29 protein-coding genes are annotated in these 24769 nt (G+C 67.5%); 13 read left to right on the top strand and 16 right to left on the bottom strand.

Translation table 11 applies throughout. The features are described from left to right. Nucleotides 1-31: 31 nt before the first annotated feature. The 4 genes from QY307_06920 to dnaA form a co-directional block, all read right to left on the bottom strand. Nucleotides 32-376 carry a DUF721 domain-containing protein gene (locus QY307_06920; GenBank protein ID WKZ81831.1) on the bottom strand — a complete coding sequence of 115 codons (345 nt, stop codon included), beginning with the start codon at nucleotides 374-376 and terminating at the stop codon, nucleotides 32-34. Continuing rightward, nucleotides 373-1473, bottom strand: coding sequence for a DNA replication/repair protein RecF (locus QY307_06925; GenBank protein WKZ81832.1), 1101 nt, complete (start codon nucleotides 1471-1473; stop codon nucleotides 373-375). Before QY307_06925 ends, QY307_06920 begins: the two co-directional genes overlap by 4 nt. A gap of 13 nt (nucleotides 1474-1486) precedes the next feature. Then, the gene (gene dnaN / locus QY307_06930) at nucleotides 1487-2530 is read right to left on the bottom strand and encodes a DNA polymerase III subunit beta (GenBank protein ID WKZ81833.1); all 1044 of its coding nucleotides are present in this window, start codon (nucleotides 2528-2530) and stop codon (nucleotides 1487-1489) included. A 225-nt stretch (nucleotides 2531-2755) separates the two neighbouring features. Next, nucleotides 2756-4066, bottom strand: coding sequence for a chromosomal replication initiator protein DnaA (dnaA, locus tag QY307_06935; protein WKZ81834.1), 1311 nt, complete (start codon nucleotides 4064-4066; stop codon nucleotides 2756-2758). A 523-nt stretch (nucleotides 4067-4589) separates the two neighbouring features. Between dnaA and rpmH the strand changes: the two genes are divergently transcribed. The 8 genes from rpmH (at nucleotide 4590) to QY307_06975 (ending at nucleotide 9611) form a co-directional block, all read left to right on the top strand. Continuing rightward, entirely contained in the window at nucleotides 4590-4724 is a 135-nt protein-coding gene (gene rpmH / locus QY307_06940; GenBank protein ID WKZ81835.1) for a 50S ribosomal protein L34, read from the top strand. Between the two features lie 46 nt (nucleotides 4725-4770). Continuing rightward, complete coding sequence (locus tag QY307_06945; protein ID WKZ81836.1) at nucleotides 4771-5043, top strand: ribonuclease P protein component; 273 nt, start codon at nucleotides 4771-4773, stop codon at nucleotides 5041-5043. A gap of 80 nt (nucleotides 5044-5123) precedes the next feature. Further along, the gene (gene yidD / locus QY307_06950; GenBank protein WKZ83772.1) at nucleotides 5124-5354 is read left to right on the top strand and encodes a membrane protein insertion efficiency factor YidD; all 231 of its coding nucleotides are present in this window, start codon (nucleotides 5124-5126) and stop codon (nucleotides 5352-5354) included. After that, nucleotides 5354-6277, top strand: a complete 924-nt coding sequence (locus QY307_06955) for a YidC/Oxa1 family membrane protein insertase (GenBank protein WKZ81837.1) — start codon at nucleotides 5354-5356, stop codon at nucleotides 6275-6277. Before yidD ends, QY307_06955 begins: the two co-directional genes overlap by 1 nt. Nucleotides 6278-6279: 2 nt before the next feature. Next, nucleotides 6280-7146, top strand: coding sequence for an RNA-binding cell elongation regulator Jag/EloR (gene jag, locus QY307_06960; GenBank protein ID WKZ81838.1), 867 nt, complete (start codon nucleotides 6280-6282; stop codon nucleotides 7144-7146). A 183-nt stretch (nucleotides 7147-7329) separates the two neighbouring features. Further along, nucleotides 7330-7977 (top strand): class I SAM-dependent methyltransferase, encoded by a 648-nt coding sequence (locus QY307_06965; GenBank protein ID WKZ81839.1) that lies wholly within the window; start codon nucleotides 7330-7332, stop codon nucleotides 7975-7977. Further along, nucleotides 7970-8761 carry an AAA family ATPase gene (locus tag QY307_06970; protein ID WKZ81840.1) on the top strand — a complete coding sequence of 264 codons (792 nt, stop codon included), beginning with the start codon at nucleotides 7970-7972 and terminating at the stop codon, nucleotides 8759-8761. The genes QY307_06965 and QY307_06970 overlap by 8 nt, the downstream gene beginning before the upstream one ends. Continuing rightward, nucleotides 8748-9611: a ParB/RepB/Spo0J family partition protein gene (locus QY307_06975; GenBank protein WKZ81841.1), complete on the top strand. Its 864-nt coding sequence runs from the start codon at nucleotides 8748-8750 to the stop codon at nucleotides 9609-9611. The genes QY307_06970 and QY307_06975 overlap by 14 nt, the downstream gene beginning before the upstream one ends. Here QY307_06975 and QY307_06980 read toward each other — a convergent pair. The 8 genes from QY307_06980 to QY307_07015 form a co-directional block, all read right to left on the bottom strand. Beyond that, a complete protein-coding gene (locus QY307_06980) occupies nucleotides 9587-10573 on the bottom strand; it encodes a peptidoglycan-binding protein (GenBank protein ID WKZ81842.1) in 987 nt (328 codons plus the stop codon). The genes QY307_06975 and QY307_06980 overlap by 25 nt on opposite strands. 25 nt (nucleotides 10574-10598) lie before the next feature. Further along, entirely contained in the window at nucleotides 10599-10925 is a 327-nt protein-coding gene (trxA, locus tag QY307_06985; GenBank protein ID WKZ83773.1) for a thioredoxin, read from the bottom strand. A gap of 75 nt (nucleotides 10926-11000) precedes the next feature. Beyond that, the gene (gene trxB / locus QY307_06990; GenBank protein ID WKZ81843.1) at nucleotides 11001-11918 is read right to left on the bottom strand and encodes a thioredoxin-disulfide reductase; all 918 of its coding nucleotides are present in this window, start codon (nucleotides 11916-11918) and stop codon (nucleotides 11001-11003) included. Continuing rightward, nucleotides 11915-12241 (bottom strand): hypothetical protein, encoded by a 327-nt coding sequence (locus QY307_06995; GenBank protein ID WKZ81844.1) that lies wholly within the window; start codon nucleotides 12239-12241, stop codon nucleotides 11915-11917. The genes trxB and QY307_06995 overlap by 4 nt, the downstream gene beginning before the upstream one ends. Before the next feature lie 64 nt (nucleotides 12242-12305). Further along, nucleotides 12306-13202 (bottom strand): hypothetical protein, encoded by an 897-nt coding sequence (locus QY307_07000; protein WKZ81845.1) that lies wholly within the window; start codon nucleotides 13200-13202, stop codon nucleotides 12306-12308. After that, the gene (locus QY307_07005) at nucleotides 13183-13767 is read right to left on the bottom strand and encodes a sigma-70 family RNA polymerase sigma factor (GenBank protein WKZ81846.1); all 585 of its coding nucleotides are present in this window, start codon (nucleotides 13765-13767) and stop codon (nucleotides 13183-13185) included. The genes QY307_07000 and QY307_07005 overlap by 20 nt, the downstream gene beginning before the upstream one ends. A gap of 4 nt (nucleotides 13768-13771) precedes the next feature. Next, the gene (locus QY307_07010) at nucleotides 13772-14617 is read right to left on the bottom strand and encodes a DegV family protein (protein ID WKZ81847.1); all 846 of its coding nucleotides are present in this window, start codon (nucleotides 14615-14617) and stop codon (nucleotides 13772-13774) included. 62 nt (nucleotides 14618-14679) lie between these two features. Then, complete coding sequence (locus tag QY307_07015) at nucleotides 14680-15399, bottom strand: GNAT family N-acetyltransferase (protein WKZ81848.1); 720 nt, start codon at nucleotides 15397-15399, stop codon at nucleotides 14680-14682. Between the two features lie 62 nt (nucleotides 15400-15461). Between QY307_07015 and QY307_07020 the strand changes: the two genes are divergently transcribed. The 3 genes from QY307_07020 to QY307_07030 all read left to right on the top strand — a co-directional run bounded on the left by QY307_07020 (nucleotide 15462) and on the right by QY307_07030 (nucleotide 19094). After that, the gene (locus tag QY307_07020; protein ID WKZ81849.1) at nucleotides 15462-16490 is read left to right on the top strand and encodes a histone deacetylase; all 1029 of its coding nucleotides are present in this window, start codon (nucleotides 15462-15464) and stop codon (nucleotides 16488-16490) included. Nucleotides 16491-16517: 27 nt separating this feature from the next. Then, nucleotides 16518-17609 (top strand): PilT/PilU family type 4a pilus ATPase, encoded by a 1092-nt coding sequence (locus QY307_07025; protein WKZ81850.1) that lies wholly within the window; start codon nucleotides 16518-16520, stop codon nucleotides 17607-17609. A 96-nt stretch (nucleotides 17610-17705) separates the two neighbouring features. Continuing rightward, a complete protein-coding gene (locus QY307_07030; GenBank protein ID WKZ81851.1) occupies nucleotides 17706-19094 on the top strand; it encodes a CCA tRNA nucleotidyltransferase in 1389 nt (462 codons plus the stop codon). 77 nt (nucleotides 19095-19171) lie between these two features. Here QY307_07030 and rimK read toward each other — a convergent pair whose 3' ends face one another. The 4 genes from rimK to QY307_07050 are packed head-to-tail and all read right to left on the bottom strand — an operon-like array spanning nucleotide 19172 to nucleotide 22705. Continuing rightward, complete coding sequence (rimK, locus tag QY307_07035; protein WKZ81852.1) at nucleotides 19172-20053, bottom strand: 30S ribosomal protein S6--L-glutamate ligase; 882 nt, start codon at nucleotides 20051-20053, stop codon at nucleotides 19172-19174. Next, nucleotides 20050-20496, bottom strand: coding sequence for a RimK/LysX family protein (locus QY307_07040; GenBank protein ID WKZ81853.1), 447 nt, complete (start codon nucleotides 20494-20496; stop codon nucleotides 20050-20052). Before QY307_07040 ends, rimK begins: the two co-directional genes overlap by 4 nt. Beyond that, the gene (locus QY307_07045) at nucleotides 20493-21263 is read right to left on the bottom strand and encodes a DUF1295 domain-containing protein (GenBank protein ID WKZ81854.1); all 771 of its coding nucleotides are present in this window, start codon (nucleotides 21261-21263) and stop codon (nucleotides 20493-20495) included. The genes QY307_07040 and QY307_07045 overlap by 4 nt, the downstream gene beginning before the upstream one ends. Then, complete coding sequence (locus QY307_07050; GenBank protein WKZ81855.1) at nucleotides 21260-22705, bottom strand: SDR family oxidoreductase; 1446 nt, start codon at nucleotides 22703-22705, stop codon at nucleotides 21260-21262. The genes QY307_07045 and QY307_07050 overlap by 4 nt, the downstream gene beginning before the upstream one ends. Nucleotides 22706-22800: 95 nt before the next feature. Between QY307_07050 and QY307_07055 the strand changes: the two genes are divergently transcribed. Together QY307_07055 and QY307_07060 are read left to right on the top strand one after the other, a co-directional pair. Then, a complete protein-coding gene (locus tag QY307_07055) occupies nucleotides 22801-23187 on the top strand; it encodes a hypothetical protein (GenBank protein WKZ81856.1) in 387 nt (128 codons plus the stop codon). Then, the gene (locus tag QY307_07060) at nucleotides 23184-24761 is read left to right on the top strand and encodes a neutral zinc metallopeptidase (GenBank protein ID WKZ81857.1); all 1578 of its coding nucleotides are present in this window, start codon (nucleotides 23184-23186) and stop codon (nucleotides 24759-24761) included. Before QY307_07055 ends, QY307_07060 begins: the two co-directional genes overlap by 4 nt. Nucleotides 24762-24769: the final 8 nt, after the last annotated feature.

Genomic DNA, 24769 nt, shown 5'->3' on the forward strand with positions numbered 1-24769 from the left:
CATCGATGTAAGTATACCCCCGGGTGGGCGCCTAACGAAGGTCCCCGTCGTCGCGAAAGCCCACGTCAGAGGGCTTTTTTCTGCTTCCGACGGTCAACCTCACCGAGGTCACGCACCCGGAGCCGTAGCGGGCGGCGAGCCTCTCCACCAGGTCGCCGATCCTGAACTTGAGGAGCGAGGCGGCGGTCCCGTCGACGACGCTCAGCACCAACTCGCCGGCGCCGTAGGCGACCGGGACCGAGAGGTCGGAGAACGGCGGGCCGGCGACCTCATCCCACTCGTCGGCGAGTCGAGCCGCGTCGAACTCCTCCGGCATCCCCAACCTCTTCAGCAACTCGGGCAGGCCGTTGCCCACGGGGTAGAGGCCTTCGCTCACGCCGCAACCCTCCCGTCGAGAACGTGCCACGTTCGGCCGCTGAGGGGAACCTCCTCTGGCCGCGCCGAGGTGATGAACACCTGGGATGTAGGCAGCTGACGAACCAACCGCAGGCTGCGTTCGGCGTCCAGTTCCGAGAACACGTCGTCGAGCAGGAGTATGGGCTCCACGGACCTCAGGGTGGCGATGGTCCGGTAGGCCGCCAGCCGCAGCCCCAATGCGATAGACCGCTGTTCTCCCTGGCTCGCCCTGGACCGAACGTCGCGGCCATCGAGGAGGAGGCGGATCTCGTCCCGCTGGGGACCCACCGTGGTCAGGCGCCGCTCCATGTCCGTCTGCCGCGCCTCCGTGAGCGCCTGGTGCAGCCGCTCCCCCATCACCTCGCGATCGGTGCCGGGCTCCACGAGATCGACTCCCCACCCCGCGTACTCCCAGGAGAGAGCAGCCGACTGCTGGTCCATCTCCCGATACGAAGCGGCCGCCTCGGGAGCGGCCAGGACAAGGGCCTCCAGCCTCCTGGCCATCACCACAGATCCGGTCTTGGCCAGGCGCTCGTCCAGGACGTCGAGGGTGGTCGCGTCGGCGCCACGGCCGTGACGCTTCAACAGGGCGTTGCGCTGACGCAGGACGCGCTCCAGCTCGACCTGTTCGACGGCGGCCGCCGGCCACAGCTGCACCGCAAGGTCGTCGAGGAACTCACGCCTGAGCGCCGGCCCCCGCTTCACCAGGTCCAGGTCGTCGGGGAGAAACGCCACCACCGCCAGAACCGCCGCCAGGTCGGACCGTCCGCGAAGGCGCTTTCCGTTCAGGAGCGCTCGTCGCGGACCCGACACGAAGATCTCCACCTCTACGGTCGCCTCGCTCGGACCGGCATCGAACCCTCCCCGGATGATCGCCGACATCTCCCCTGTCGCCACGAGTGCTGCGTCCGGGGAGCGGCGAAACGACGTCGTCGTCGCCAGATAGGAGATCGCCTCCAACACCGAGGTCTTGCCGGCCCCGTTGTCGCCGACGAGAACGTTGATCCCCGGTGCGGGGGAGAACGACAGACTGTCGTAACACCTGAAGCGCTCGGCGGCGAGCCACTCCAGGCGCACCCGACGCCGCCCCTTACAGCCGTACCGGCATCAGCAGGTAGAGGAAGGCAGCTTCGCCCTCCCCACGCAGCACGGCCGGCTTGAGGGGATCGAGGACCTCGAGCTCGATCGTGTCGACGCCGATCGCGGTCACCCCGTCGTTGAGATACCTGTTGTTGAAGGCGATGGTCATCTCCTCCCCGGTGTACTCCGCCTCGACATGCTCGACCTCGCCTCCGACGTCCTGCCTGCTGACGCTCACCTCGACGCCACCCTCCTGGAGGGCGAGCCTGACGGGGATGTGCTCTTCGGCGACCAGCGAGGCTCGGTCGATGGCCTCCAAGAGGGCTCGCCGGTCGATGCGGAGCTTGTTCGGATACCCGTCGGGGAGAAGCCTCCTGTAGTCCGGGAACGTCCCCTCGATCAGCCTCGTGGTCACAGTTCCCCGCGTCGAGGCGAACGCCGCCTCCCGTTCGCCGATCGCCACCTTGATCTGGCCCGAGCCGATCGCCCGCACCGCCTCGCGCAGCGCCCTCACCGGCACCAGGCCGGTGAGGCTCACCTCGGCGGCGGGGACATCTCTCACCGCCAGGCGATAGGAATCGGTGGCGACCATGCGCAGGGCGCCGGCCTGCTCCTCGAAGTGGACCCCGGTGAGGACCGGCCGACCGTCGTCGGAGGCGGTTGCCACCGCCACCTGGGCGATGGCGGACTCCAGCGCTGCGCCGTCGATCTCGACCGCTCCCGACAGGTCCGGATCGGTGAGCTTGGGGAAGTCGTCCACGGGGAACCCGCGGAAGCGGAACACCGGCCCTCCGCCGCTGATCTCCACCTCGCCCTCCTGCGCCTGAAGGACGATCGCCCCCGGGGGCAACTTCCGCACCGCCTCGACGGCGTACCTCGCAGGCAACACGGCCGCCCCATCCTCCAGGACCTCCACCTCGAGCTCCGTGCGGATGGTCAAGTCCAGATCGGTACCCGTGACCGCCAGGGTCTTGCCGACGACCTCGACGTACAACCCCTGGAGGATGGGGAGAGGCGCCCGCGTCCCCACCGCCCGGGCAGCTCGGCTGAGCACGTCAACCAGGTCGTCGCGTTCCGCTCGAATACGCACAGATCGGCCTTTCTCTCTTCTACTTCTCTTCAGTATTCATAAGCCAACAGCAGTAGTAGTAGGGGGTGTGGATTGTGGACGAATCGTCGAATCCGCTGGTCGAGGGTGCATTGGCCCTCCACACACCTGTGGACGAAGGGACCCTGTCTTCCACAGGCACAGATGAGTGGCGGTTGGCCTGTGGACCACTCATCGAGTTCTCCGCAGACTTTGCAACAGGGCTGTGACACGATCGAACAGGGTCGGGTCGATGGTCATGAGGCGGTTGACGTTGTTGACGCCGTGAAGCACCGTGGTGTGGTCGCGCCCTCCGAACAAGCCGCCGATCTTTGGCAGCGAGAGGTCGGTCAACTCCCGGCACAGGTACATGGCGACCTGTCGGGCGCGGGCCAGGGGCTGCCGCCTGCTGGGGCCCTCGAGGTCGGGCATGGAGACACCGAAGGACTCGGCGGTCGCAACCAGGATTCGCTGAGGACTGATCGGAGCCTGCCCATGGGCCGGGCCAAGGTCCTGGAGCACGTCCTCGGCCATGGCCAGGTCGATCGGCTGCTGCGTCAGGGCGGCGTACGCCGTGACCCGGGTCAGCGCTCCTTCCAGCTCCCGAATGTTGTCCACCACCCGGTTGGCGATGAACTCGAGGACAGCCTGGGGGACCTTGACCGGGGCGTAGGCGGCGTTCTTGCGGAGAATCGCCAACCGGGTCTCGACGTCGGGGGGCTGGATGTCGGTGGTGAGCCCCCACTCGAAGCGGCTCCGGATCCGATCCTCGAGTGAAGAGAGCGACCGTGGCGGCCGATCGGCCGAGAACACGAGTTGCTTTCCCGCCTCGTACAGGGAGTTGAAGGTGTGGAAGAACTCCTCGAGGATCTGTTCCTTGCCCTCCAGGAACTGCACGTCGTCGAGCAACAACATGTCGACGCCGCGGTACCGACCCTTGAACTCGTCCATGCGCTTCTTGCGAATCCCGTCGATGAACTGGTTGAAGAACGCCTCCGACGACAGGTAGGTGATCTGCAGGCGAGGGTTGAGGTCGTGTCCGTGCTGGGCGATCGCCTGCAGCAGGTGGGTCTTCCCCAGGCCGGCGCCGCCGAACACGAAGAGGGGGTTGTAGTGGCCGCCCGGCTGTTCGGCGATGGCCATGGCGGCGGCGTGGGCGAAGCGATTGCCCTGGCCGACGACGAAGTTCTCGAACGAGTACTTAGGGACCAGGCGACCGTCTTCCGGTCCGACGCTCCCCCCGGGAGCGATCACCGGGGCCGTCGGCTCCGGCTCCGGTTCGTCGTCCATGATGGGTCCGTCAAAGGCAGGATCTTCGGAGGCGGCGAGCTCGACGACGACGCCGGGGTGGAAGGTCTCGGCGGCCACCTCGGTGAGGAGTTCGCTGTACTTGTCGGCGACCCAACGCAGGTGGAACTCGCTGGGAGCGACGACGCGGACGACGCTGCCGTCCACCTCGAGGACCAGGCTCTCCAGCCATGCTCTCCATGTGACGGGGGTCACGCGGCCCTTCAGTGCGTGGCGAAAGCGCTCCCAATTGTCCGCGGCAGGATGCGGCTCCACGTCCTCCCCTTCTCTCCTTGGCAACGGCCCCTACTCCCATCCGGTTCTCCACAGGACTATCCACAACTGTGGAGAACGACGGATTTCCCGTTCTCGCCCCTGCCGGGTGGTCCGTGCGCCTCCAAACCCGGCTGGTGGGAAGTGACCGGTGGGGCACCCGGTGACCGGCGAGTATATGGAGTGGCTCCGGGAGCCCACAAGATCGTGAAATCCGCGGCTAGACGCCGGCTCCAGTCGAGGTCCGCGCGATGAGACCCCTTTGTTTTCAACGGATTTCGACGACGAGTTTCGCGCCCTCGACAACCGATGGGGTTTCCTGGGTGACGGTTGAGCCTTGGTCTACTTTTCGCGACACACGGCGATTGTTCGCGCCGTGGTGCCTGTGGTGATCCGCCTTTGACATTGCGCCGCCGGCTTCGTACCCTTCCGACCCGACGCATCTTCTCGTCCCGGGACTCCCCCCATGAAGCGCACCTATCAGCCGAACGTTCGCCGCCGCAAGCGGCGCCATGGCTTCCGACTCCGCATGAGGACCAGGGCCGGACGCGCCATCCTCAAGCGCCGTCGGTCGAAGGGCCGTAGCCGCCTCAGCGCGTAGGGCTCGACCCTACGCTTCCCTGACCAGGAGCACCGACATCGGGAGGGTGCGACGGAGTGGAGTCCGGCGTAGGGTCGGCGGCATCACCCTCGTCGCTGCCTCTGGCGAGCCGGGTCCCCCACGGGTCGCCGTGGTCGTTGGTCGTTCTGTCGGATCGGCGGTGCGACGCAACCGGGCCAAGCGGAGGCTCCGGGAGGCCCTGTGCCGGTGCCCGCTCCGAGACGGGCGCGACTATGTGGTCGCCGGCGGCCAGGAGGCGGTCGGTGCGCCGTTCGAGACGCTGGTGTCCTGGCTGACCAGGGCGCTGGAGGAGGAGTGAGAGTGCAGGCAGCAGAAGCCGGAACAGAGGCCCGCGAGAGGCTGGTCGGCGGGCTTCGCCCGTACCAGGCCGGCTGGTGGTTGCAGCGACCGATCCTGGCGTATCGGGCAACCCTGTCCCCTCTCCTCGGCAACCGTTGCCGATACCTCCCCTCGTGTTCGGCCTACGCCTTCGAGGCGATCGACAGGTGGGGGGCGGTTCGCGGGAGTTGGCTTGCGTTGCGACGCCTGGGCCGCTGCCATCCGTGGCGCCAAGGCGGTTTCGATCCGGTACCGACTCGGCCCGGACATCCCGACGAGGAGGTGGGTTGATGTCGTCGATCTGGAACGGGCTCCAGGACCTGCTCGGGGGAACCCTGACGTTCTTCTACGAATGGATTCCCAACTTCGGGATCGCCGTGATCCTTCTCACCATCGCCGTAGGCCTGGTGATGTTCCCGTTGACCCTGAAGCAGACCCGCTCCATGAAGGCCATGCAGGAGATCCAGCCCGAGATCAAGCGTATTCAGCGCGAGTTCAAGGCCGACAAGCCCGCCCAGCAGGCGGCGATGATGGCGCTCTACAAGGAAAAGGGCGTCAACCCGGCTGCGGGTTGCCTGCCCCTGCTCTTGCAGATGCCGATCTGGTTCGCCCTGTTCAGCGTGTTGCGTTCCTTCTCCGCCGCATCGAGCGACCCCCTGAAGTACGTCACCTCGGGCAGCGACCTGGAGGCTGCGATCGCCGCCGGAAAGTCGCTCGACTTTTTGTGGATGGATTTGGCAGTCTCCCCAAACGAGGCCCTCAGTGGCAGCGAGGCGCTGGGGATCAGCGGGAGCTTCATGGGGGCGGTTCCCTACCTGCTCACCATCGCCCTGGTCGTTCTCACCGCCTACTGGCAGCAGAAGCAGACGATGGCCAAGCAGCAGCCCGGACAGCAGCAGCCCGGACAGGCCATCATGAAGATTTTTCCACTCTTCTTTGGTTTCATATCGTTCAATCTTCCCGCTGGTCTCGTGGTGTACTTCGCGGCCAGCCAGCTGTTCCGGATCGGCCAGCAGGCCTTGATCTTGAACCTCGACGACAGGCGGGATGAGCCCGCTGCTCGGCCGGCCAAGGCCAAGGGCGGTGCGCCCGGCAGTCAGGGCCCGGGGCGGGCAGTGGAGACTCAGGCCGAGGCGGCCACACCGCAGCGGCCGGAGAGCCGACGGCCCCAAGGGTCCAAGAAGCGGCGCAACAAGAAGCGCAGAAGGAGTTGACGATGGTGGAATGGGTCGAGGTCGAAGGGCCGAGCGTCGACACGGCGATACAAGCAGCACTCAACGAGCTGGGCCTTGCGTCGAGAGACGAGGCGGACATCGAGATCATCAGGGAGGGCCAGCGCGGTTTTCTCGGCATGGGGGGTACCGACGCCCTGGTTCGAGTCAAGCGCAAGGAGGAGTCGGCCAACAAGAGGCGCCGAGGCCGGGGGGGTCGCCGCAGTGAGGACGCAGGCTCGGGCGGAGCGAAGAGACCCGACGAGGGTCGGCGACCGAGGGTCGGCGACCGAGCGCCGGCAGGTGATTCGCGCTCGAAGGAGAGAGCACCGCGGTCCGGCAGGGAGAAGACCGATCAGCGTCGAGCCAAGGAGGCCCCGGTGCGAACGCCATCATCCGATGATGATCGGGAGGAGATCTCGATCGAGGAACAACAAACGGTGATCACGACATTCCTCAATGGGTTGCTCACTGCATTCGGTCTGGAGGGAACCGTCGCCGGCCGTATCGAGGACGAGGCGATCTTCGTCGACGTGACGGGCGAGCAGACCGAGGCGTTGGTCGGTGCCAAGGGGAGCAACATCCAGGCGACCTTGGAGCTCTGCCGCACCGTTGTGCAGCGGCGCACGATGGCTGGAGCGAAGATCAGGCTCGACATCGCCGGATACTCGGAGCGACGCCGTGAGGCACTCCGGATCTACGCCGCCCGTCTGGCGGAGAAGGTCCTGTCCGAGGGTGGCGAGGTCATGCTGGAGCCCATGAACGCCGCCGACCGCAAGGTGGTTCACGACACGATCGCCGAGATGGAGGGCGTTCGGTCTTTCAGCGAGGGCGAGGAACCGCGTCGATCGGTCGTGATCGCCGCAGAGTGAAGTAGGCAAGGTTCGAATGGGGGGTCGACGGCAGCGTCGGCCCCCCTTCTTGTTTCACGTGGAACACCCGGATGGTACGACACACCGTTTCACGTGGAACACCCGGATGGTACGACACACCGTTTCACGTGGAACACCACCTGAGGGCATCGGTGCGCCGCGAGCCGCGGGTATGCTTGCATGGTGCCAGACTCTTCCGAACTCGCAGCCAGGGCCGCCGAGTGGGCGGGTCATGGCTTCGATGAAGGTCGCGCCGCACTGCTGGAGGATTTCGCCGCCTGGCTGATCGCTGAAGCGATGCCGGCGGGAGGCCTCGGCCCACGCGAAGGGGGCCGCTTGTGGGGGAGGCACATTGCCGACTCGCTCACATTCGCCAGTGCGTGGGAGGTACCTCCCCTCGAGATCCTGGACGTGGGTAGTGGTGTCGGGCTGCCCGGGATCCCGCTGGCCATCCTTTGGCCCGAGACCGAGGTCACTCTCCTCGATCGTGGCGGAAGGCGCATCCGACTCCTCAGGCGAGCCATTCAGGTGTTGGGTTTGACCAACGTCCACTTCGCCCAGGGCGACGTCTTCGACGTGGCGGACACCTGGGTCGGCATCACGTTTCGAGGTTCTGTGAAGCCTCCCGAGGCCGTTGGATTGTCGGCACGGATGCTGGTTCCAGGTGGTGTATCGGTGGTCGGACTCAGCCGGCGAGAGGATCCCCCGGAGCGCGGCCGCGACCTGATCGGCGTGGCCGAAGCACTTGGTCTAGCGGCTCGAATCGAGAGGGTTCCCTCGGAGGTCCTTGACGGAGCCGCCTGGCTCCTTATCATGACGGCCGGTGAATGAACCCGTCTCCCCACACGGAGTCGTAGTCGCCGTCGCCAATCAGAAGGGCGGCGTCGGGAAGTCGACCACGACGATCAATCTGGCTGCGGCACTCGCCAAGAGGGGCGAACGGGTTCTCGTCGTGGACACCGACCCCCAGGCCAACGCCACCAGCGGTCTCGGGGTGGACCGGAGGACCGTGGAGAGGTCGATCTACGACGTCCTGGTGGGGGACACCACCCTCGACGAGATCCTGGAGCCGACAGCGATGAAGAACCTCTTCGTCGCCCCCTCCACCATCGACCTGGCCGCCGTCGAGATCGAGCTCGTTGCCCGATACTCGCGGGAGCGTCTGTTGGCCAACGCACTCTCCAGGATGGAGCAGAAGTTCGCGACAGTGTTCATCGACTCACCACCGAGCCTCGGTCTGATCACGGTGAATGCGCTCACCGCAGCCCATGAGGTGCTGATTCCCATTCAGGCGGAGTACTACGCCCTCGAGGGTCTCACCCAATTGCTGCGGTCGATCCAAGCGATTCAGACCAACCTTAACCCTCAACTCAAGATTGAGGGAGCGGTGATCACCATGTACGATCGGCGGACGACGCTGGCGGCAGATGTGGAGAGACAGGTGAGGGAGTACTTCGGCGATGTCGCCTACGAGACGATCATCCCTCGGGTGATCCGGCTCGCCGAGGCGCCCTCCTTCGGTGAGCCGATCGAGTCCTTCGATCCCAAGAGCGTCGGTGCCAAGGCGTACCGAGCGCTGGCCGACGAGTTCAGGAGGAGACATGGCAGCGCGTAAGTCAGGGCTGGGACGGGGCCTGGAGGCACTGTTGGCGGCCGAAACACCCGTGGAGGGCTACGCCACGCTTCCGGTCGACAGCATCGATCCGAACCGGCGCCAGCCCAGGGAGCGATTCGACAGCGAGGCCCTGGAGTCCCTGGCCGATTCCATCAGGAGCGTCGGCCTCCTCCAACCGATCGTGGTGCGGCCTGCAGGCGCCGACGGCCGCCATGAGCTCGTGGCGGGCGAACGCCGCTTGCGGGCGGCGCGAATGGCCGGCCTCACCGAGATCCCGGCCGTGATCAAGGACGGCGACGACGAGGGACGACTGGTCGAGGCGGTCGTGGAGAACGTGCAGCGCCAGGACCTCGACGTGCTCGAGGAGGCGGCGGCGTACCGAGTCCTCATGGAAGATTTTGGGTTGACTCACGACGAGGTGGCCAGCCGGGTGGCGAAGAGCCGGTCGGCGGTGACGAACACGGTTCGTCTTCTCAACCTCCCCGGAGCGATTCAGGCTCTTCTGGCGGAGGGAACCCTCAGCGCCGGTGCGGGCCGGGCGCTGCTGGGAACCAGCGACATCGCATTCGCCGTGAGAACGGCGCAGCGGGCCGTCGCCGAGGGATGGTCGGTGCGCCAGGTGGAGGATGCGGTACGGGCTCGTGAGAGCGAAGACGGTGATTCGGCGCCCAAGCCGCGACCCCGGGTGGAGCGTTCGGCGCAGATCCTCGCTCTCGAGGAACGCCTGGGGGAACGGCTGGGTAGCCCGGTTCGGATCGACTACAGCAGGCGCGGCGGAGGCCGCCTCACAGTGCGCTTCGGTTCATTGGACGACCTGGAACGGATCTACCGCGCACTTCTCGGAGGCTGACCTTCGGCCGCCGCCTGCAGCCACGACTCGATGTCTCGCACGACAGTCCGGCCGAGTGCCGAATCGAGGCGGGGAAGCGAGACCACCACCGCCGGGGCCCGCGTCGCCCGCAGCAGCGGGGTGTTTCGGCCCAGCGGCTTGACCCCGAGCGCAGCAGCCAACCCTGAGGCGATGGCCGCACCGGCCTCGCTGTGGGTCTGCGCCGACGCGAAGTAGTAGATGCCGGGCTCGTCGCTGTCGGGATGACAGAAGGCGAGAACCATGTCGGCCGCCACCTCGTTCGAGTGATCGGCGCGAAGCCTCTCGGCGGGCCTGGTGTCGGCGGACCGTGACAGTATCGCCTGACCCCCGACGTCGCGCACGGTGAGCGACGCGGCGCCGGCCGCCGTCCAGGCCTCCGCCGCCTCGTGATCGTCGCGACAGAAGGCGTCGATGAACACCCGCTGACCCACCAGGCCCGTCGGAAGTGATGACAGCCACACCCGCTCACGAACATGGTGGCGTCCCATCTTTGCCGTCTCCCTGCCGACCAGGCTCAGCTCGCCCACCATCTCGGGCCCGACGATCCCGTCCTCGCTCATCTGGCGGTTCTGCTGATAGTCGAGCACGGCGCGCAGGGTCGCCGCGCCGAAGATCCCGTCCACCCTGCCGGCATCGAAACCGAGGGCGTTCAGGCGCCGCTGCAGGTCGGCGACGTCGTCGCCGTGGAGCATGGGCATCCGGTGGTAGAGGAGGCGGTCCCCCAGGCGGTGTCCGGCATCGACCATGGTGCGCCAGGTCTCGCGTCCCACCATCCCGTCAGGCGTGAGTCGCCGCGCCTTCTGGAAGGCGCGCACCGCCGACATCGTGCCTTCGTCGAAGACTCCGGGCGGGTCGGGAGCAGTGGAGAACCCGAGCGCCACCAGGCGGTCCTGAATGTCTCGGACCGCCTCGCCGGTGTCACCTACTCGATAGAGCGCCACGGCGCAATGGTCGCAGGACCGGGCGTCAGGAGATGAACTCGGCGAGGTCGGCGAGCATGGCGTGCTTGGGCCGGGCCCCCACGATCCGCTTCTTCTCGACGCCGCCCTGGAACACGATCAAGGTCGGGATGCTCATCACGTCGTACTTGAGGGCGGTCTGCTGGTTGGCATCGACGTCGAGCTTTCCCACCCTCAGCTTCCCCTCGTACTCGGTGGCGATCTCGGCGACGATCGGAGCGATCATGCGGCACGGCCCGCACCACTCGGCCCAGAAGTCGACGAGAACTGGGGTGTCGCCGGCGATCAGTGAGTCGAAGTCGGCGTCGGTTGCGGTGATCGTGTTGTCTCCCATGTCGTGTGCCCTTGCGGGCCTCACCTCCTTGGATGTCTTGGTCTCTTGCGAACAGGGGGCTTCCGGTGGTCGCCCCTACTCCTGGTTCTCCAGCCACCGCTGGGCGTCGATGGCTGCCTGGCAGCCCATTCCTGCTGCGGTGATCGCCTGCCGGTAGGTGTGGTCGACGACGTCCCCGCCGCCGAACACACCCTCCACCGAAGTGGCGGTCCCCTGGAATGTCTTCAGATAGCCCTTCTCGTCCAGGTCGAGTTGACCGCGGAAGAGGTCCGTGTTGGGCGTGTGGCCGATGGCGACGAACACCCCTTCCGTGGCAAGTTCTTCCACCTCGCCGGTCACGGTGTCCTTCAGGGCGACACCGCTCACTGCGGTGTCGCCGAGCACCTCGGCCACGACTGCGTTCCACCGGACCTGGACCTTGGGGTGGTCGAGGACGCGCTGCGCCATGATCTGCGATGCACGGAACTCGTCACGGCGATGCACGACGGTGACCCTGGAGGCGAACCGCGTGAGGAAGAGCGCCTCCTCCATCGCCGAGTCGCCGCCTCCGACCACCACGATCTCCCGGTCCTTGAAGAAGAACCCGTCGCAGGTGGCGCAAGCGCTCACGCCATGGCCGCGCAACTTCTCCTCACCGGGGACCTCCATCCAGCGGGCCGACGCGCCCGTGGACACGATCACCGCTTCCGACCGGTGCTCCTCGTCGCCGACCCACACGCCGAAGGGAGTCGAGGAGAAGTCGACGCGTGATGCGTCGGAGGTGATGAATCGGGTGCCGAACCGTTCCGCCTGTTTGCGAAAGAGGCCCATCATCTCCGGGCCCATGATCCCGTCGGGAAACCCTGGATAGTTCTCCACTTCGGTGGTCAGCATCAGCTGTCCGCCGGCGGCAATGCCTTCGATCACGAGTGGGTCGAGGCCGGCGCGCGCCGCGTAGATGGCGGCGGTCAGCCCGGCCGGACCCGACCCGACGATGATCACCTTCTCGGTCATTGTCTCTCCGCTCTGGTGCGCTTCGCCCACAACAACGCTCCGCCGAGCAGGAATACTCCCCCGACGACGGCGTAGGCGATCTCCATCGATCCCCCACAGTCACACAGCTTGTAGATCAAGCGGTCGGAGAGGCGGAACAGCCCGACCAGGAAGAAGATGAATGCGGTTGCGACCAGCACCATCGCCACCATGCCCAGGGTGATGAATGTGATGACCCGGGCCACGCGATCGACGGTGAGGCTACGGATGCGCTCCGCCAGAGCCTCCAGGAACTCGGCGATTCGCACCGGGAAATCGGGCCCTTCGTCCGCTGGCTGGGTCATGGGCCGAGGTTAGCGTCGACCCGTCGGGGCCAAGGCCAGCGACAGGCACCGCAGCGAGGCGGGTTCAGGGGATCTCGACCGGTGAGGTGCAGTCGTCGACCGGGAAGGCGTAGAGGGTTCCGACTGGGTCGGCTTCGGCAGGCACGGCGAAGTAGACGACGTAGCCGGTGGCCGCGCCGGCCTCCTCTGTGGGCACGTACTCGAAGTGGTCGAACTCGACGTCTGCCAGCAGGGCCCCGGCCTCCTGCGCGCAGGCTGCTTCGGGAAGCGCCGCCGCGGTGAGCGTCGCCAGCTGGTCGGGATCGGAGCGCACTGCGGCCAGTTCGCTCATCAAGACCGTCTCGAGAGGGTCGGCACCAGCGGTGACGGTCGCCGCCTCGGTCGTGGTCACCTCGGTCGCCGCCACCGTCGTGATCGTCGTCGATTCGGAGGTCTTCAAGTCCTCCTCGGGAATTGCGGCAGAAGGCTCCCGCGCGCTCTCGGAGGTATCGGTCCCGTCTTCGGCGGTGGCGACGGCGGCCTCGGCGAAGGTGGTTGCCCCTGCCGAGTCGTCGCCTCCGGAGGAGAGCATGTCGGCAACGGGGACCACCATCACCAGGGCTGCCAGGCCTACTGCGGCGACCCCGATGGCTCCCCACGGAATCCGCTTCTCGCCAGGCGGGCTCAGACGAACTCCTGCGCCCGTTGCCGCGGTCGATCTCCGGTCGAGGATGGCTCCGTCCTCGATACCCAGTGCCGACGCCACCGCCGAGTGCAGGATGGAGCGCTCGGAGTCGGTGAGCGACGGCTCAGGTGCCTCGTGAAGGACGGAGAGAGCCAGGCGCTGGCGGGTGAGCTCGGCCGCCGCCCTGGGGTCGGCGGCGATCGCGGCCTCGAGGGCGGCGGCATCGGAGGGGTCGAGCCTTCCCTCGGCAAGTGCGGCAATGGTGTCCAGGTCGAATCTACGCATCATCGGCTTCATCCCTTTGAGTGTCTGAGGGGTGGTCGCGGTTCCCGAGAGCATCGGCGAGCAGGCGACGACCCCGGAACAGGCGTGACTTGACCGTTCCCACGGGGACGCCCAATGCCTCGGCCACGGTGTGCAGCCCCAGTCCCTCTACGTCGGCCAGGACCACGGCGGCCCGAAACTCGGCGGGCAGCGCAGCCAGCGCCCGTTCCAACTCGGGGCGAAGGTCGGCCGACATGTAGCCGTCCTCGGATGTGGGATCCGCCGGGTCGTGACCTTCGGGGATGGTCTCGACTCGATGGCGTCGCGCTCGGCGGGCCAGGTCGTAGCAGGTGTTGATGGCGACGCGATACAGCCAGGTGGAGAAGGCGGCTCGACCCGAGAACCGGTCTGCCTTGCGCAGTACCGTGATGAAGGTCTCCTGGGTGGCCTCGAGCGCCGTATCCCGATCCCGGAGCATGCGCAGGCAGACGGCAAAGACACGATCCTCGTGAGCGCGCATCAGCTCCTCGAATGCGGCGGTGTCTCCCCGGAGGTACGCCTGTACCAGTTCGGCGTCGCGCTCCGCTCGGTCGGTCACGAGGTCACTCCGCTGAGTCGCCCAGGAGGTAGGCGATCCCGGCGACGCCAGGACCGGCGTGAGTTCCCACGACCGGCCCCAGACGCGCCAGCATCGGTGTCTCCCCGTGGGTCTCGGCCACCGACTCCACGAAACTCGACAGGTCGGCCGGTTCGGAGTGGACCACCGCCAGGCGTCGCACACGATCGCCGAGGTCGGCGAGATGTGCGATGACCGCCTCCAGGGCCCTGCGCCGGGTTCGAACCCGACCCGCCGCCGCCACCTCCCCGTCGGCGAACGTGATCAGCGGCTTGAAATCGAGCAGGCTCCCGAAGAACGCCTGCGCCGGGCCGATACGGCCTCCCCGGCGCAGGTGGTCGAGGGTGTCCAGGGCGGCGAACAGGTTGGAGCCGGCTGCTGCCCGGCGTGCGGCCGCACCCACCTCGTCCAGGCTGCCCCCCGCAGCCGCGGTCTCGGCGGCGTCCAGGGCCACCAGGCCCAGGGCGGCCGACACCAGGCCGGAGTCGATCACCTGTATGGGGATGCCGCCGGGATACTGCTCGGCGGCCAGCGTCGCCGCCTGGTGTGTTGCCGAGATGCGCGAGGAGAGGGTCACCACCAGGATTCCATCGGCCCCCTCGCCGGAGAGCCTGGTGAACGTCTCTTGGAAGCGCCCGATCGAAGGAGCGGCGGTCGATGGAGCCTCCGGTGCCGCCATCAGGCGTTCCCAGAACTGGTCCCCATCGAGGTCGTTGCCGTCGACGAAGTCGTCCTCGCCGAAGCGGATGGTGAGGGGCACCACGGCAATTCGATGACGGGCGATCTCCTCCTGCGGTAGGTCACATGATGAGTCGGTGACGATGCGGATCACTGCAGCCTCCGGTCAGGTGGGTCGATTGTCGCAGGCCCCCCCGAAAGCCGGTGGGATCCGCTTCAGGCGCTGCGAAGGACCTCGAGCGGCTCGTCGAGAGTGTCGAACCCTTCCGCCTCGTACAGGTGCATTGCCGCCGGGTTGTCGTGCATCGTGTTCAGCATGATCGTTCCCGCACCCTGGCGGGCCGCCCAGCGTGCCGCGGCCCTCACCAGCGATCTGCCCATTCCGGTTCGCTGCTGTCGGGGGTCGACCGCCACCCGCTGCAGGTAAGCGAGGCGCGAGCCCATGCCGGCGACGGCGAACCCGCTCAATCCGGACTCCGGGCCCCGCACCACCAGCAGCACCGATACTGAGGTGGCGTTCATCGATTCGGTGAGAGCCGCTGCATCGAAGCGCCAGAACGATGAGAAGGCAGCGGCGTCGATGCGCAGCACCTCGGCGATGTCGTCGCTCCCCCCCACCACGACGAGGTGACCCGGCGGAGGAACCGAGTCCAGTCTTCGCCGCATGAGGGCGAGTCCGGTGTGCGGTGTGAAACCTGCGTCACGCCAGGATCGCTGAGCCGATCTGGGGAGCGGGGGCGAGAGGACGCCTTCGGTTCCGGCTTCGAGCAGGGCGCCGACACAATCGCCGATGAAGCCGGGACCTGCGGTCCGGACGAGACGGAGCTGCGCCATGGGGATCACATCGTTCCATGGTCGCGCCTCGGCGCGGGCCCATCCACGACGAAGCGAGACCGGCCCCGGCCAGGTTCCCTCGATCCGAACGGTCGCAGTCACCGGCGAGATGGTATCGGTGCCTTCGCCCCCTCCCGCCGGAAGACCGTCCTAGCCTCCTTGGGATGCTTCCCGCGCTGATCATCACCGACGACGCCTGCCGTCGCCACGCCACCGGTTACGGTCACCCCGAGCGCCCGGAGCGTCTCGAGGCGGCGTTGCGCGGGGTCGAGGCCTGGGGAGGCCCCTTGGAGTTCGAGACGGCACCACCGGCGACAGTCGGGCAACTGACACTGGTCCACAGTGCCTCGCATGTCGACTACATCGAGCGGTTCTGTGAGTCGGGCGGAGGTTCGCTCGATGCCGACACTCGAGCCGTCTCCGCCTCATGGGATGCGGCGCTGCACGCCGCCGGGGCGGGGCCGGCCGCAGCCGAGGCCATCGACGGGGGTCGCGCCCGGTTCGCCTTCCTGCCGGTCCGTCCCCCCGGCCATCACGCTCGCCCCGATCAGGCGATGGGGTTCTGCCTCTTCAACAACGTCGCCATCCTCGCCGAGCACCTCACGCGGCGGGGGAACCGGGTCGCCATCGTCGACTGGGACGTCCATCACGGCAACGGCACCCAGGAGGCGTTCGAGGCGAGGCCCGACATCCTCTACGTTTCCCTCCACGAGTTTCCTCAGTATCCGGGCAGCGGTTGGACCGACGAGACCGGGGTCGGCGCCGGCGCCGGCACCACCGTCAACATTCCGCTGCCCGCAGGTGCGCGTGGTGACGCCTACGCCGCCGCATTCGACCGCATCGTCGACCCGGTCCTCTCAGGTTTCCGACCCGATCACGTGTTGATCAGCTGCGGCTTCGACGCCCACCGGCTCGATCCCCTGGCCAACCTCTGTCTCGAGACCGACGACTACTCCTGGATGGCGGCTCGCCTCGCCGCCCACGGGACGCCGGTGATCGCCGTGCTCGAAGGGGGATACGACCTGAGGGCGGTCGAGGAGTCGACCTCCTCCCTGCTGGCCGGGCTCCACGGTGCGGCGCCGGCTCCGTCGCCGGGCTCGCCCCGAGCGGCTTTCGGCCTGATCGAGATGGCGGTCCGAGCCGTCGGCCGCCACTGGGATGAGGTTCAAGCCGGAGACAGGGCCGACCGATAGCAATCCCGACTCCGTCGGAAGAACCCCATGAGTTTCCATCAAGCCGCCATCGAGTCGCTGCTCGCCGAGGCCGTGGCCGCCGAGGCGTCCGATCTCCACCTGCGCGCCGGAAGCCCGCCGATCCTGCGCGTCGACGGGGATCTCCGGCTGTTGGACCGACCGCCCCTGACCGAGATCGACGTCGCCACCTACCTCGGGGAGCTGATACCGGATCGGCTCGAGGTGGAGTTCAAGCAGACCAACGAGGCCGACTTCGCCTTCAGTTCGCAGGACGGAGAACGCTTCCGGATCAATGCCTTTCGGCAGCGGGGAAGGTTGACCGTCGCCCTGCGCCTGCTCAAGCGGCCCACCGGAGACTTCGATGCCCTCGGCCTGCCCCCGGTGCTGGAGCGAATCTGCGCCGAACGTCGCGGCCTGGTCCTGGTGACGGGACCCACCGGTTCCGGGAAGTCGACGACGCTTTCAGCCCTGGTGGACCGGATCAACGGCACCCGCCGGGTCAACATCATCACCATCGAGGACCCCATCGAGACCGTGCACGACGACAAGGTCGGGATCGTCAGCCAGCGCGAGGTCGGGGTCGACACCGCCGGTTTCGGCGAAGCGATGCGTCGCGCCGTCCGCCAGGACCCCGATGTGATCCTCATCGGGGAGATGCGTGACGCCGAGACCGTCGATGCCGCCCTCAAGGCTGCGGAGACCGGCCACCTGGTCCTTTCCTCCTTGCACACTCTCGACGCAGCCGAGACCGTCAACCGGATCCTCGACTTCTTCCCCTCCGGGTTGCAGCAGCAGGTGCGGCTGCTGCTCGCCGGGACCCTGAGGGCGATCCTCAGCCAGCGGCTCCTTCCGAGAGCCGAGGGAACGGGCCGGGTGCCGGCGGTCGAGGTGTTGATCAACACCGAGCGGGTGGCCGAGCGCATCGCCGATCCCGCAGCGACCCACGAGATCCCCGACGTGATCGCCGACGGCGCCTTCTACGGCATGGAGACCTTCGACCAGGCACTCCTGCGCCTGGCGGCGTCGGGGGTGGTCACCTTCGATGTGGCCCTGCTCCATGCCACCAAGCCCGCCGACCTGCGGCTGCGCGCCCAGCAGTTGGGCCTGCTCGGCACCTGAGGTGTCTCGGGCCACCTTGCCGGTGGGAGCCGTGCTCCTCCTGGGACATCGGGGCTTGGCTCGCCTTCCTCGTCGGGGCGGCAATACCATCGCCGCATGATCCCGGCCCGGCTTCAGCCCCTGCTGCGCGCCACCGGCGTGCCGGCGCGCGTGGCGCAGCGCTTCGCCGCCGCCGGTCACGAGGCGTTCCTGGTCGGGGGGGGAGTGCGCGACGCCCTGCTGGGGCGGGAGCGGGAGGAGACGGAGTACGACTTCACCACGGCGGCGCCTCCCGACGTCATCCACGAACTGCTCGAGGGGTGGGCACAAGGAGTCGTCACCGTGGGCAAGGAGTTCGGCACGATCGGCGCCAGGCTCGATGGAGTCCTGGTGGAGGTGACCACCTTTCGCAGCGAGGTGTACCGCGACGACAGCCGCAAGCCCTCCGTGGAGTTCACCGACGACCTCGCCACCGATCTGTCCAGGCGCGACTTCACCGTCAACGCCCTGGCGCTGCGGATCGTGCCCGAGCCCGAGATCATCGATCCCCATGGGGGCCTGGTCGATCTCGGTTCCGGTCTGCTGCGTACCCCCCTCTCTCCCGAGATCGCCTTCGGAGACGACCCGCTGCGAATGCTGCGGCTGTACCGGTTCGTCTCGACCCTCGGGTTCGTGCCAGATCCGGCCGCCCTGGCCGCGGCGGCTGCGATGTCGGATCGCCTCGTGATCGTCAGTGCCGAGCGGATCCGGGAGGAGCTGGACCGCCTGATGGTCGGCGACCATGTCGAGGCGGCTCTATGGGGGGTGGTGGAGAGCGGTCTCGCCGAGCACTTCATTCCGGAGATCCCGGCCTTGGCACTGGAACAGGATCCCCGGCACAGCCACAAGGACGTGCTCGCCCACACCATCGCCGTGGTGGGTAAGTGCCCGCCGGATCGGATCGTGCGGCTGGCGGCTCTGTTCCACGATGTGGGAAAGCCGCAGACCAGGGAAGTCGGTCCCGAGGGCGTCTCCTTCCACCACCACGAGGTGGTCGGGGCCCGGATGACGCGCTCCCGCCTCCAGGAGCTGCGCTACCCGAAGGACGACGTCGACGACGTCGTGGATCTGGTGTATCTGCACATGCGTCCCCACACCTTCAAGCTGGGATGGAGCGACAGGGCGGTGCGTCGCTACGTACGAGACGCCGGCCACCTCCTGGAGAGGCTCAACACCCTCGTCCGATGCGATGTCACCACGGCCAACGACAAGAAGGCCCGGCAGATCCAGCGAGGAATCGACGAGATGGAACGCCGGATCGCCGAGCTGCGCCAACAGGAGGAGATCGACTCGATCCGGCCGCCGCTGGACGGACACGCCGTCATGCAGCATCTCGCCTTGGCGCCGGGACCGATGGTGGGGGAAGCCCTAGACATGCTGCTCGAGCATCGTCTCGACCATGGTCCGCTCTCCGAAGAGGAGGCCCTGGGCCTTCTCGACCGTTGGTGGGCCGAACGGCAGCAGTAGGGGCGTCCCGACAAGCATCAGGCGGCGGAGCCTCAGTTCGACGGCAGCTCCTTTTGCGGGCTGGCGTCGGCCGAGTCTCAGGTGGAGGCGGCGAGGCGCCCTTCGAGGAACTCGATGATCGCCCCCGCCACGTCCACGCCGCTGGCTCCTTCGATTCCTTCCAGGCCGGGGGAGGCGTTCACCTCGATCACCAGGGGGCCGGACCGGGACCGCAGCATGTCGACCCCGCACACGTCCAGACCGAGAGTGGTTGCGGCGGCTATGGCGGCGGCCGCCTCGGCCTCGGTGAGCTCGACCGGGTTGGCCGTGGCCCCCCGATGGATGTTCGCCCGGAACTCCCCTTCGGCGGCGACTCGTTCCATCGAGGCGACTATCCGGCCGCCGACCACGAAGGCGCGCAGGTCGGTGTTCTCCGCCTCGGTGATGAACCGCTGCACAAGGATGTTGGCATCGAGCTGCCGGAAGGCTGCGATCACCGACTGAGCCGCATTACGGGTCTCGGCGAGCACCACACCCATGCCCTGGGTGCCCTCGAGCAGCTTCACCACATAGGGCGGCTTCCCCACGACCTCGAGCAGCCCGTCGATGTCCTTCGTCGAGTGGGCGAAGCTGGTCACCGGCAGCCCCACGCCGGCGCGAGCGAGCAGCTGCAGGGACCGCAGCTTGTCGCGCGCCCGGGCGATCGCCTGGGATTCGTTGGCGGTGAGGACGTGCATCATCTCGAACTGGCGCACGACCGCAGTCCCGTAGAAGGTGTAGGCGGCGCCGATGCGAGGGATCACGGCGTCGAAGGCGAGCTCCCTTCCGGCGAGCAGGACCCGGGGGCGCTTCGATGTGATGTCCATGTAGCAGCGCAGGTAGTCGACCACCGAGACCTGGTGACCTCTCATACCGGCGGCCTCCACCAGCCTGCTCGTGGAGTAGAGGGACGCCTGCCTGCTGAGGACTCCGATCCTCATGGCAGGTCACCCAGCAGATAGGAGGCATCCGGATCGACCACCACTCGCCCCTTCATCGCCTCGCGCCCGATGAGCATGCGGTACTGCATCCGGTTGCGTCGCGCCAGATTGACATCGATCGACCAGTGCTCGCCTGCGACTTCGAGGGTGGTGCGGATCACGACGCGCTCCTCCTCGCGCCCGCCCCGTCCCGGATTCCTGATCGTTCGCACGTCCACGATCGGTGCCTCCGCCTCCACGGTGCGGTCGCGATCGAGGTGCACCAGGAACCGAACCCGGTCACCGGAGTCATCGGGGATGAGCCGTACCCGGGAGACGTCTATCGACGAAGAGACGGCGCCGGTATCGATCTTGGCCTCGATGCGCGGGATACCGAGGTCGGGGAGGCCCACCCACTCCCGCCAACCGACGGTCTGCTTGGTCTCCGCAGCGCCGTCGGTCATGGCTTCGGGGGCCTGGGGAAGAAGGCGCTCGTACGACGCACGTACTCCTCGTATCCGGGGCGGCGGCTGGTGATGGTGCGCTCGAGGAGGGTCACCCCGCTGACCCGGAGCAGGAGGAACGACATCAGCAGCGGCCCGACCACCGTCCACAGCGAGGCCGGGCGCGCCACCGCCACCAGGAAGTGACCCCACCACACGGTGAAGTCCCCGAAGTAGTTGGGGTGACGGCTGTACCTCCATAGTCCGCCATCCATGACCGTCCCCGCGTTCTCCGGGCTTCGCTTGAAGCGGACCAACTGAAGGTCGCCCACCGTCTCGAAGAAGAACCCGACCGCCCACACGGCGACACCTGCGATGGCGATCAGGCCGGGAGCGCCGCCGTCGACCATGGCCACCTGCACCGGGAGCGACACCACCCAGGCCAGGAGCGCCTGCAGGAGGAACACCGTCCCCAGGCTGACCGCTGGGAATCGCCGACCCCACCGCCTGCGGAACTCCTGGTACCGGTAGTCCTCGCCCTTGCCCAGGTTGCGTATCGCCAGATGCAATCCCAGTCGCAGTCCCCACACGGTCACCAGGATCGCCAGCAACAACCCCCTGCCTCCGGGGTCTTCGGCGGTGACGAAGGCGGTCCAGGCGATGAGAACGAACCCCGGCCCCCAGAACGGGTCGACTATCGAGGCGTCCCGAACCAGGAGGCTGATCACCCACAACACGGTGAATGCCCCCACCGCCACCAGCCCCGAGGTGAGCAGGACCTGGCTCATCGGCAGGCGTATCCGCGTTCCTCGGCGGCGGCCGCTATCCGCCTGGCCATCCGGGGGAAGACGATGCGGTGGGGGACGAGCAGGCCGTACCAGTAGATGCGTCCGGGGAGCCCCCGGGGTCGGAACCAGGCGGTCTGCACCAGGTCGGCGCCGTGTTCGGTGGGCCGCGTCTCCCACTCCAGCCAGGCTTCGCCGGGCAGCCGCATCTCGGCTCGAAGCCGCAGGCTGGAGCCGGCGACAACGTCTTCGACTCGCCAGAAGTCGATCGCCTCTCCCACTCGGACCTCGGTGGGGTGGCGCCTCCCGCGCCGCAGGCCAACCCCGCCGACGAGGCGGTCGAGCAGGCCACGGATCCGCCAGGCCCAATCCAGTCCGTAGTACCCGGTGCGTCCCCCGATCCGACTGAAGGCCCAGAACAGGTGCTCTGAATCGGTGTCCGTGGGAACGACCTGGCGGTCCATGTACACGGTTCCTCCCGACCAGTCGGGATCGGTGGCAACGGGCGCCGCCGGATGGGAGTCGGCGTCGCTCCATCGCGTGATGACACCGCCGGGAAGCCTGGAGAGGGCGCGCCTGACCGCCTCCCGATACGGGGTGGGCTCGATCTCGACCAGCTCCTGCGGATCGTGAACGACCACCTCCGACCGGAGGCTCTCCACGAGCGGTCGGGCGACGCTTGGGGGGAGCGGCGTCACCAGTCCTATCCACAGCGACGACAGGCGGGGTGTGAGAAAGGGGAGACGCACGAAGCGGCGCCTTCGCAGCCCGGCCTCCTCGGCGTAGATCTGCATCATCTCCTCGTAGGTCAGGACTTCCGGGCCGCCCACTTCGGCGACTTTGGTTTCCGTGGACGGATCCTCGAGCGCTCCGACCAGGATTTCGAGCACGTCGCGAACGGCAATCGGTTGGCACCGGGTTCTGACCCATCTGGGTGTGGTCATCACCGGGAGGACCTCGGTGAGTGAACGAAGCATCTCGAAGGAGAGGGAGCCCGACCCGATGATCACCGCGGCGCGCACCTCGGTCACCGGTGTTGCGCCTTCGGCCAGGATCCTTCCCACCTCGTGTCGGCTGCTCAAGTGGGGCGAGTGCTCGTCGCCTTCGTCCCCCAGGCCGCCGAGGTACACCAGTCGCCCCAGCGTCGATGCCTCGGCGGCGTCGCGAAAGCAGGATGCCGCTCGACGGTCGATCTCCTCGAACCCCTTGCCGGCGGCCATCGAGTGAACCAGGTAGAAGGCGGCCTGGCATCCCTCCATCGCCTCCTTCACCGCCCCCGGGTCGAGGACGTCGCCTGCGAAGACCTCCACCTGATGTCGCCATGGATGCAGCGCCAACTTCTTGGGGTTGCGAGCCAGACAGCGAACCTCGTGGCCCTCCTCCAGGAGGCGGGGCACGAGGCGGCCTCCGATGTATCCGGTGGCGCCGGTGACGAGGATGCGCATGGGGAGCGCGAGGCTAGGCGTCGAGGACGGCTTAGTTGGCGAGAACCGCCGCCCAATGGAAGAGATCGCAGCCGACGGCCGCTACATTCCATGCGATGGGATTTCGCGCCAATGCCTTCGGGAGTTCTGCACTCCACGTTTACCCGGTCCGCCCGGGCATGGCCGAGGGCGCCCGAGCCCTGGTCGCCGAGCTGATGGGCCCCCGCCGGGGTGAGTGGGCCGAATCCAAGCGCCGCCGCGGCATCGGGCGCGTCGCCATGTCGCTGGTACACGAGGACGGCCGCGACCTGTTCGTGACGGCGGTTCAGGGTTCGGCCCCGGTCGCCGGCGTGGCTGCCCTGGCCGGCTCCGAGGATCCCTTCGATGTCTGGCTGCGAGGCCGCATGACCGAACTGTTCGAAGAACCCCTGGCGGTGGAGCATCTCGCCGACACCGCCCCCAGACCGGGACCCTGGCGGGGAATGAGGAGGTTCTCACGATGAGAAGGTTGTTGGTGGTGTTGATTGCGCTCACGGTGGTGTCCACTGCGTGCGGCGACAACGCTTCCCCGCTCTCGGCCACCACGACCACCCGGGCGGCGACCACCACCACCGCCGGTGAGGCGAACGAGTATCCGCAGGAGATCGTCGATGCCTACATGGAGGGGTGCACCGGTGAGGACTCCTACGGCTTCTGCCTGTGCACCATCGAGGAGATCCAGGAGCGGATGGATCTCGCCGAGTTCCTCGAGTGGTCGGAGACCTTCAGCGACTCCGACCCGGTAGCGGTCGACATCATCACCACCTGCGGCGGTACCCCGCCCGGTCCCGATCCGGATCCTGATCCCGATCCAGGCCCGCTGACCATCGACCAGCTGATCTCCCTGTCGATCGTCGACCTCGAGGAGTTCTGGTCGGCGGAGATGCCGGCGGTCTGGGGGATCGACTATCAGCCGGTGGCAGCCTTCGGGCCCTACTACGTGTCCCGTGGCGACGTCCCCGAGTGTGGCGGGCCGCTGGGTCCCGAGTCGTACTCCCAGAACGCCTTCTACTGCTCGGTCGACGACACCGTGCAGTGGGACATCGAGGATCTGATCCTTCCCCTCTACGAGGAGTACGGAGACTTCACGGTGGCCCTGGTGATGGCCCACGAGTGGGGCCACGCCATCCAGGCGCGTTTCGGATTCTCCGACGAGCATCCGACGATCGTCCAGGAGCTCCAGGCTGACTGCCTGGCAGGGGCCTGGACCTTCTACGTCGACTCGGGGCAGAGCCAGAACCTGATCCTGGAGCCGGGCGACCTCGAAGAGGCCATGGCCGGGTTCCTACTCATCGGTGATGGCCTGGGCACCGCCCCCGACGGCCCCAACGCCCACGGTGGCTCGTTCGATCGTCTGACCGCCTTCTTCGACGGGTTCAACAACGGGGTCGCCGCCTGCGACACGTATCAGGAGACCTATCCGCCTGTCGTCTTCATCGAGCTCGACCCGGCGTACAGCGGAAACCTCCCCTACGACACCGCAGCCACCGTCCTCATCGACGCCCTCGAGGGGTTCTGGGCGATCGTCTTCCCCGACGCCTTCGGGATGGAGTGGATCCCCATGTCGGGCGCCTACGAGTACTACCCGTCGAGCGGGGACGTTCCCTCGTGCGGCGGCTTCTTCGAGGACCCCGAGTTCTATCCGGGGAACGCCTTCTACTGCGAGGACGAGGACTTCGCCGCTTGGGACGGGGAAGGGCTGTTCCCCTATCTCTATGACGAGATCGGCGACTTCGCCATGGCGCTGGTCCTCGCCGACCTGTGGGGGAGGGCCGTCTTGGCCCGGCTCGAGTATCCGGTGTTCGGGCCCGAAGCCCAGCTGCAGGTCGACTGCATGGCCGGTGCCTGGACGGCGGCGCTGACCTTTGAGGACAACCCGATGCAGCTGTGGCTCTCGGCCGGCGATCTCGAGGAGGGGATCGCCGGTTTCCTGCTGCTCTCGGCGGTGCCTGGATCGGAGGGAGCGGTCAGCGCCTTCCAGCGCTTCGAGGCGTTCAAGGGGGGAGTGTTCGACGGCATCTCGGCGTGCGGGCTCTGAGGCGATTC

This window comes from Acidimicrobiia bacterium, assembly GCA_030584185.1.
Taxonomy (GTDB): domain Bacteria; phylum Actinomycetota; class Acidimicrobiia; order Spongiisociales; family UBA11373.

What these genes read in the sequence shown, in the direction of transcription:
- trxB (WKZ81843.1), bottom strand. Translation starts at nt 11,918, where the DNA reads ATGACCGAGAAGGTGATCATCGTCGGGTCGGGTCCGGCCGGGCTGACC.
- QY307_07030 (WKZ81851.1), top strand. Translation starts at nt 17,706, where the DNA reads ATGATCCCGGCCCGGCTTCAGCCCCTGCTGCGCGCCACCGGCGTGCCG.
- trxA (WKZ83773.1), bottom strand. Translation starts at nt 10,925, where the DNA reads ATGGGAGACAACACGATCACCGCAACCGACGCCGACTTCGACTCACTG.
- QY307_06995 (WKZ81844.1), bottom strand. Translation starts at nt 12,241, where the DNA reads ATGACCCAGCCAGCGGACGAAGGGCCCGATTTCCCGGTGCGAATCGCC.
- QY307_07045 (WKZ81854.1), bottom strand. Translation starts at nt 21,263, where the DNA reads ATGAGCCAGGTCCTGCTCACCTCGGGGCTGGTGGCGGTGGGGGCATTC.
- jag (WKZ81838.1), top strand. Translation starts at nt 6,280, where the DNA reads ATGGTGGAATGGGTCGAGGTCGAAGGGCCGAGCGTCGACACGGCGATA.
- QY307_07050 (WKZ81855.1), bottom strand. Translation starts at nt 22,705, where the DNA reads ATGCGCATCCTCGTCACCGGCGCCACCGGATACATCGGAGGCCGCCTC.
- QY307_07040 (WKZ81853.1), bottom strand. Translation starts at nt 20,496, where the DNA reads ATGACCGACGGCGCTGCGGAGACCAAGCAGACCGTCGGTTGGCGGGAG.
- QY307_07020 (WKZ81849.1), top strand. Translation starts at nt 15,462, where the DNA reads ATGCTTCCCGCGCTGATCATCACCGACGACGCCTGCCGTCGCCACGCC.
- QY307_07000 (WKZ81845.1), bottom strand. Translation starts at nt 13,202, where the DNA reads ATGAAGCCGATGATGCGTAGATTCGACCTGGACACCATTGCCGCACTT.
- QY307_06955 (WKZ81837.1), top strand. Translation starts at nt 5,354, where the DNA reads ATGTCGTCGATCTGGAACGGGCTCCAGGACCTGCTCGGGGGAACCCTG.
- QY307_07060 (WKZ81857.1), top strand. Translation starts at nt 23,184, where the DNA reads ATGAGAAGGTTGTTGGTGGTGTTGATTGCGCTCACGGTGGTGTCCACT.
- QY307_07055 (WKZ81856.1), top strand. Translation starts at nt 22,801, where the DNA reads ATGGGATTTCGCGCCAATGCCTTCGGGAGTTCTGCACTCCACGTTTAC.
- QY307_06975 (WKZ81841.1), top strand. Translation starts at nt 8,748, where the DNA reads ATGGCAGCGCGTAAGTCAGGGCTGGGACGGGGCCTGGAGGCACTGTTG.
- QY307_07025 (WKZ81850.1), top strand. Translation starts at nt 16,518, where the DNA reads ATGAGTTTCCATCAAGCCGCCATCGAGTCGCTGCTCGCCGAGGCCGTG.
- rpmH (WKZ81835.1), top strand. Translation starts at nt 4,590, where the DNA reads ATGAAGCGCACCTATCAGCCGAACGTTCGCCGCCGCAAGCGGCGCCAT.
- rimK (WKZ81852.1), bottom strand. Translation starts at nt 20,053, where the DNA reads ATGAGGATCGGAGTCCTCAGCAGGCAGGCGTCCCTCTACTCCACGAGC.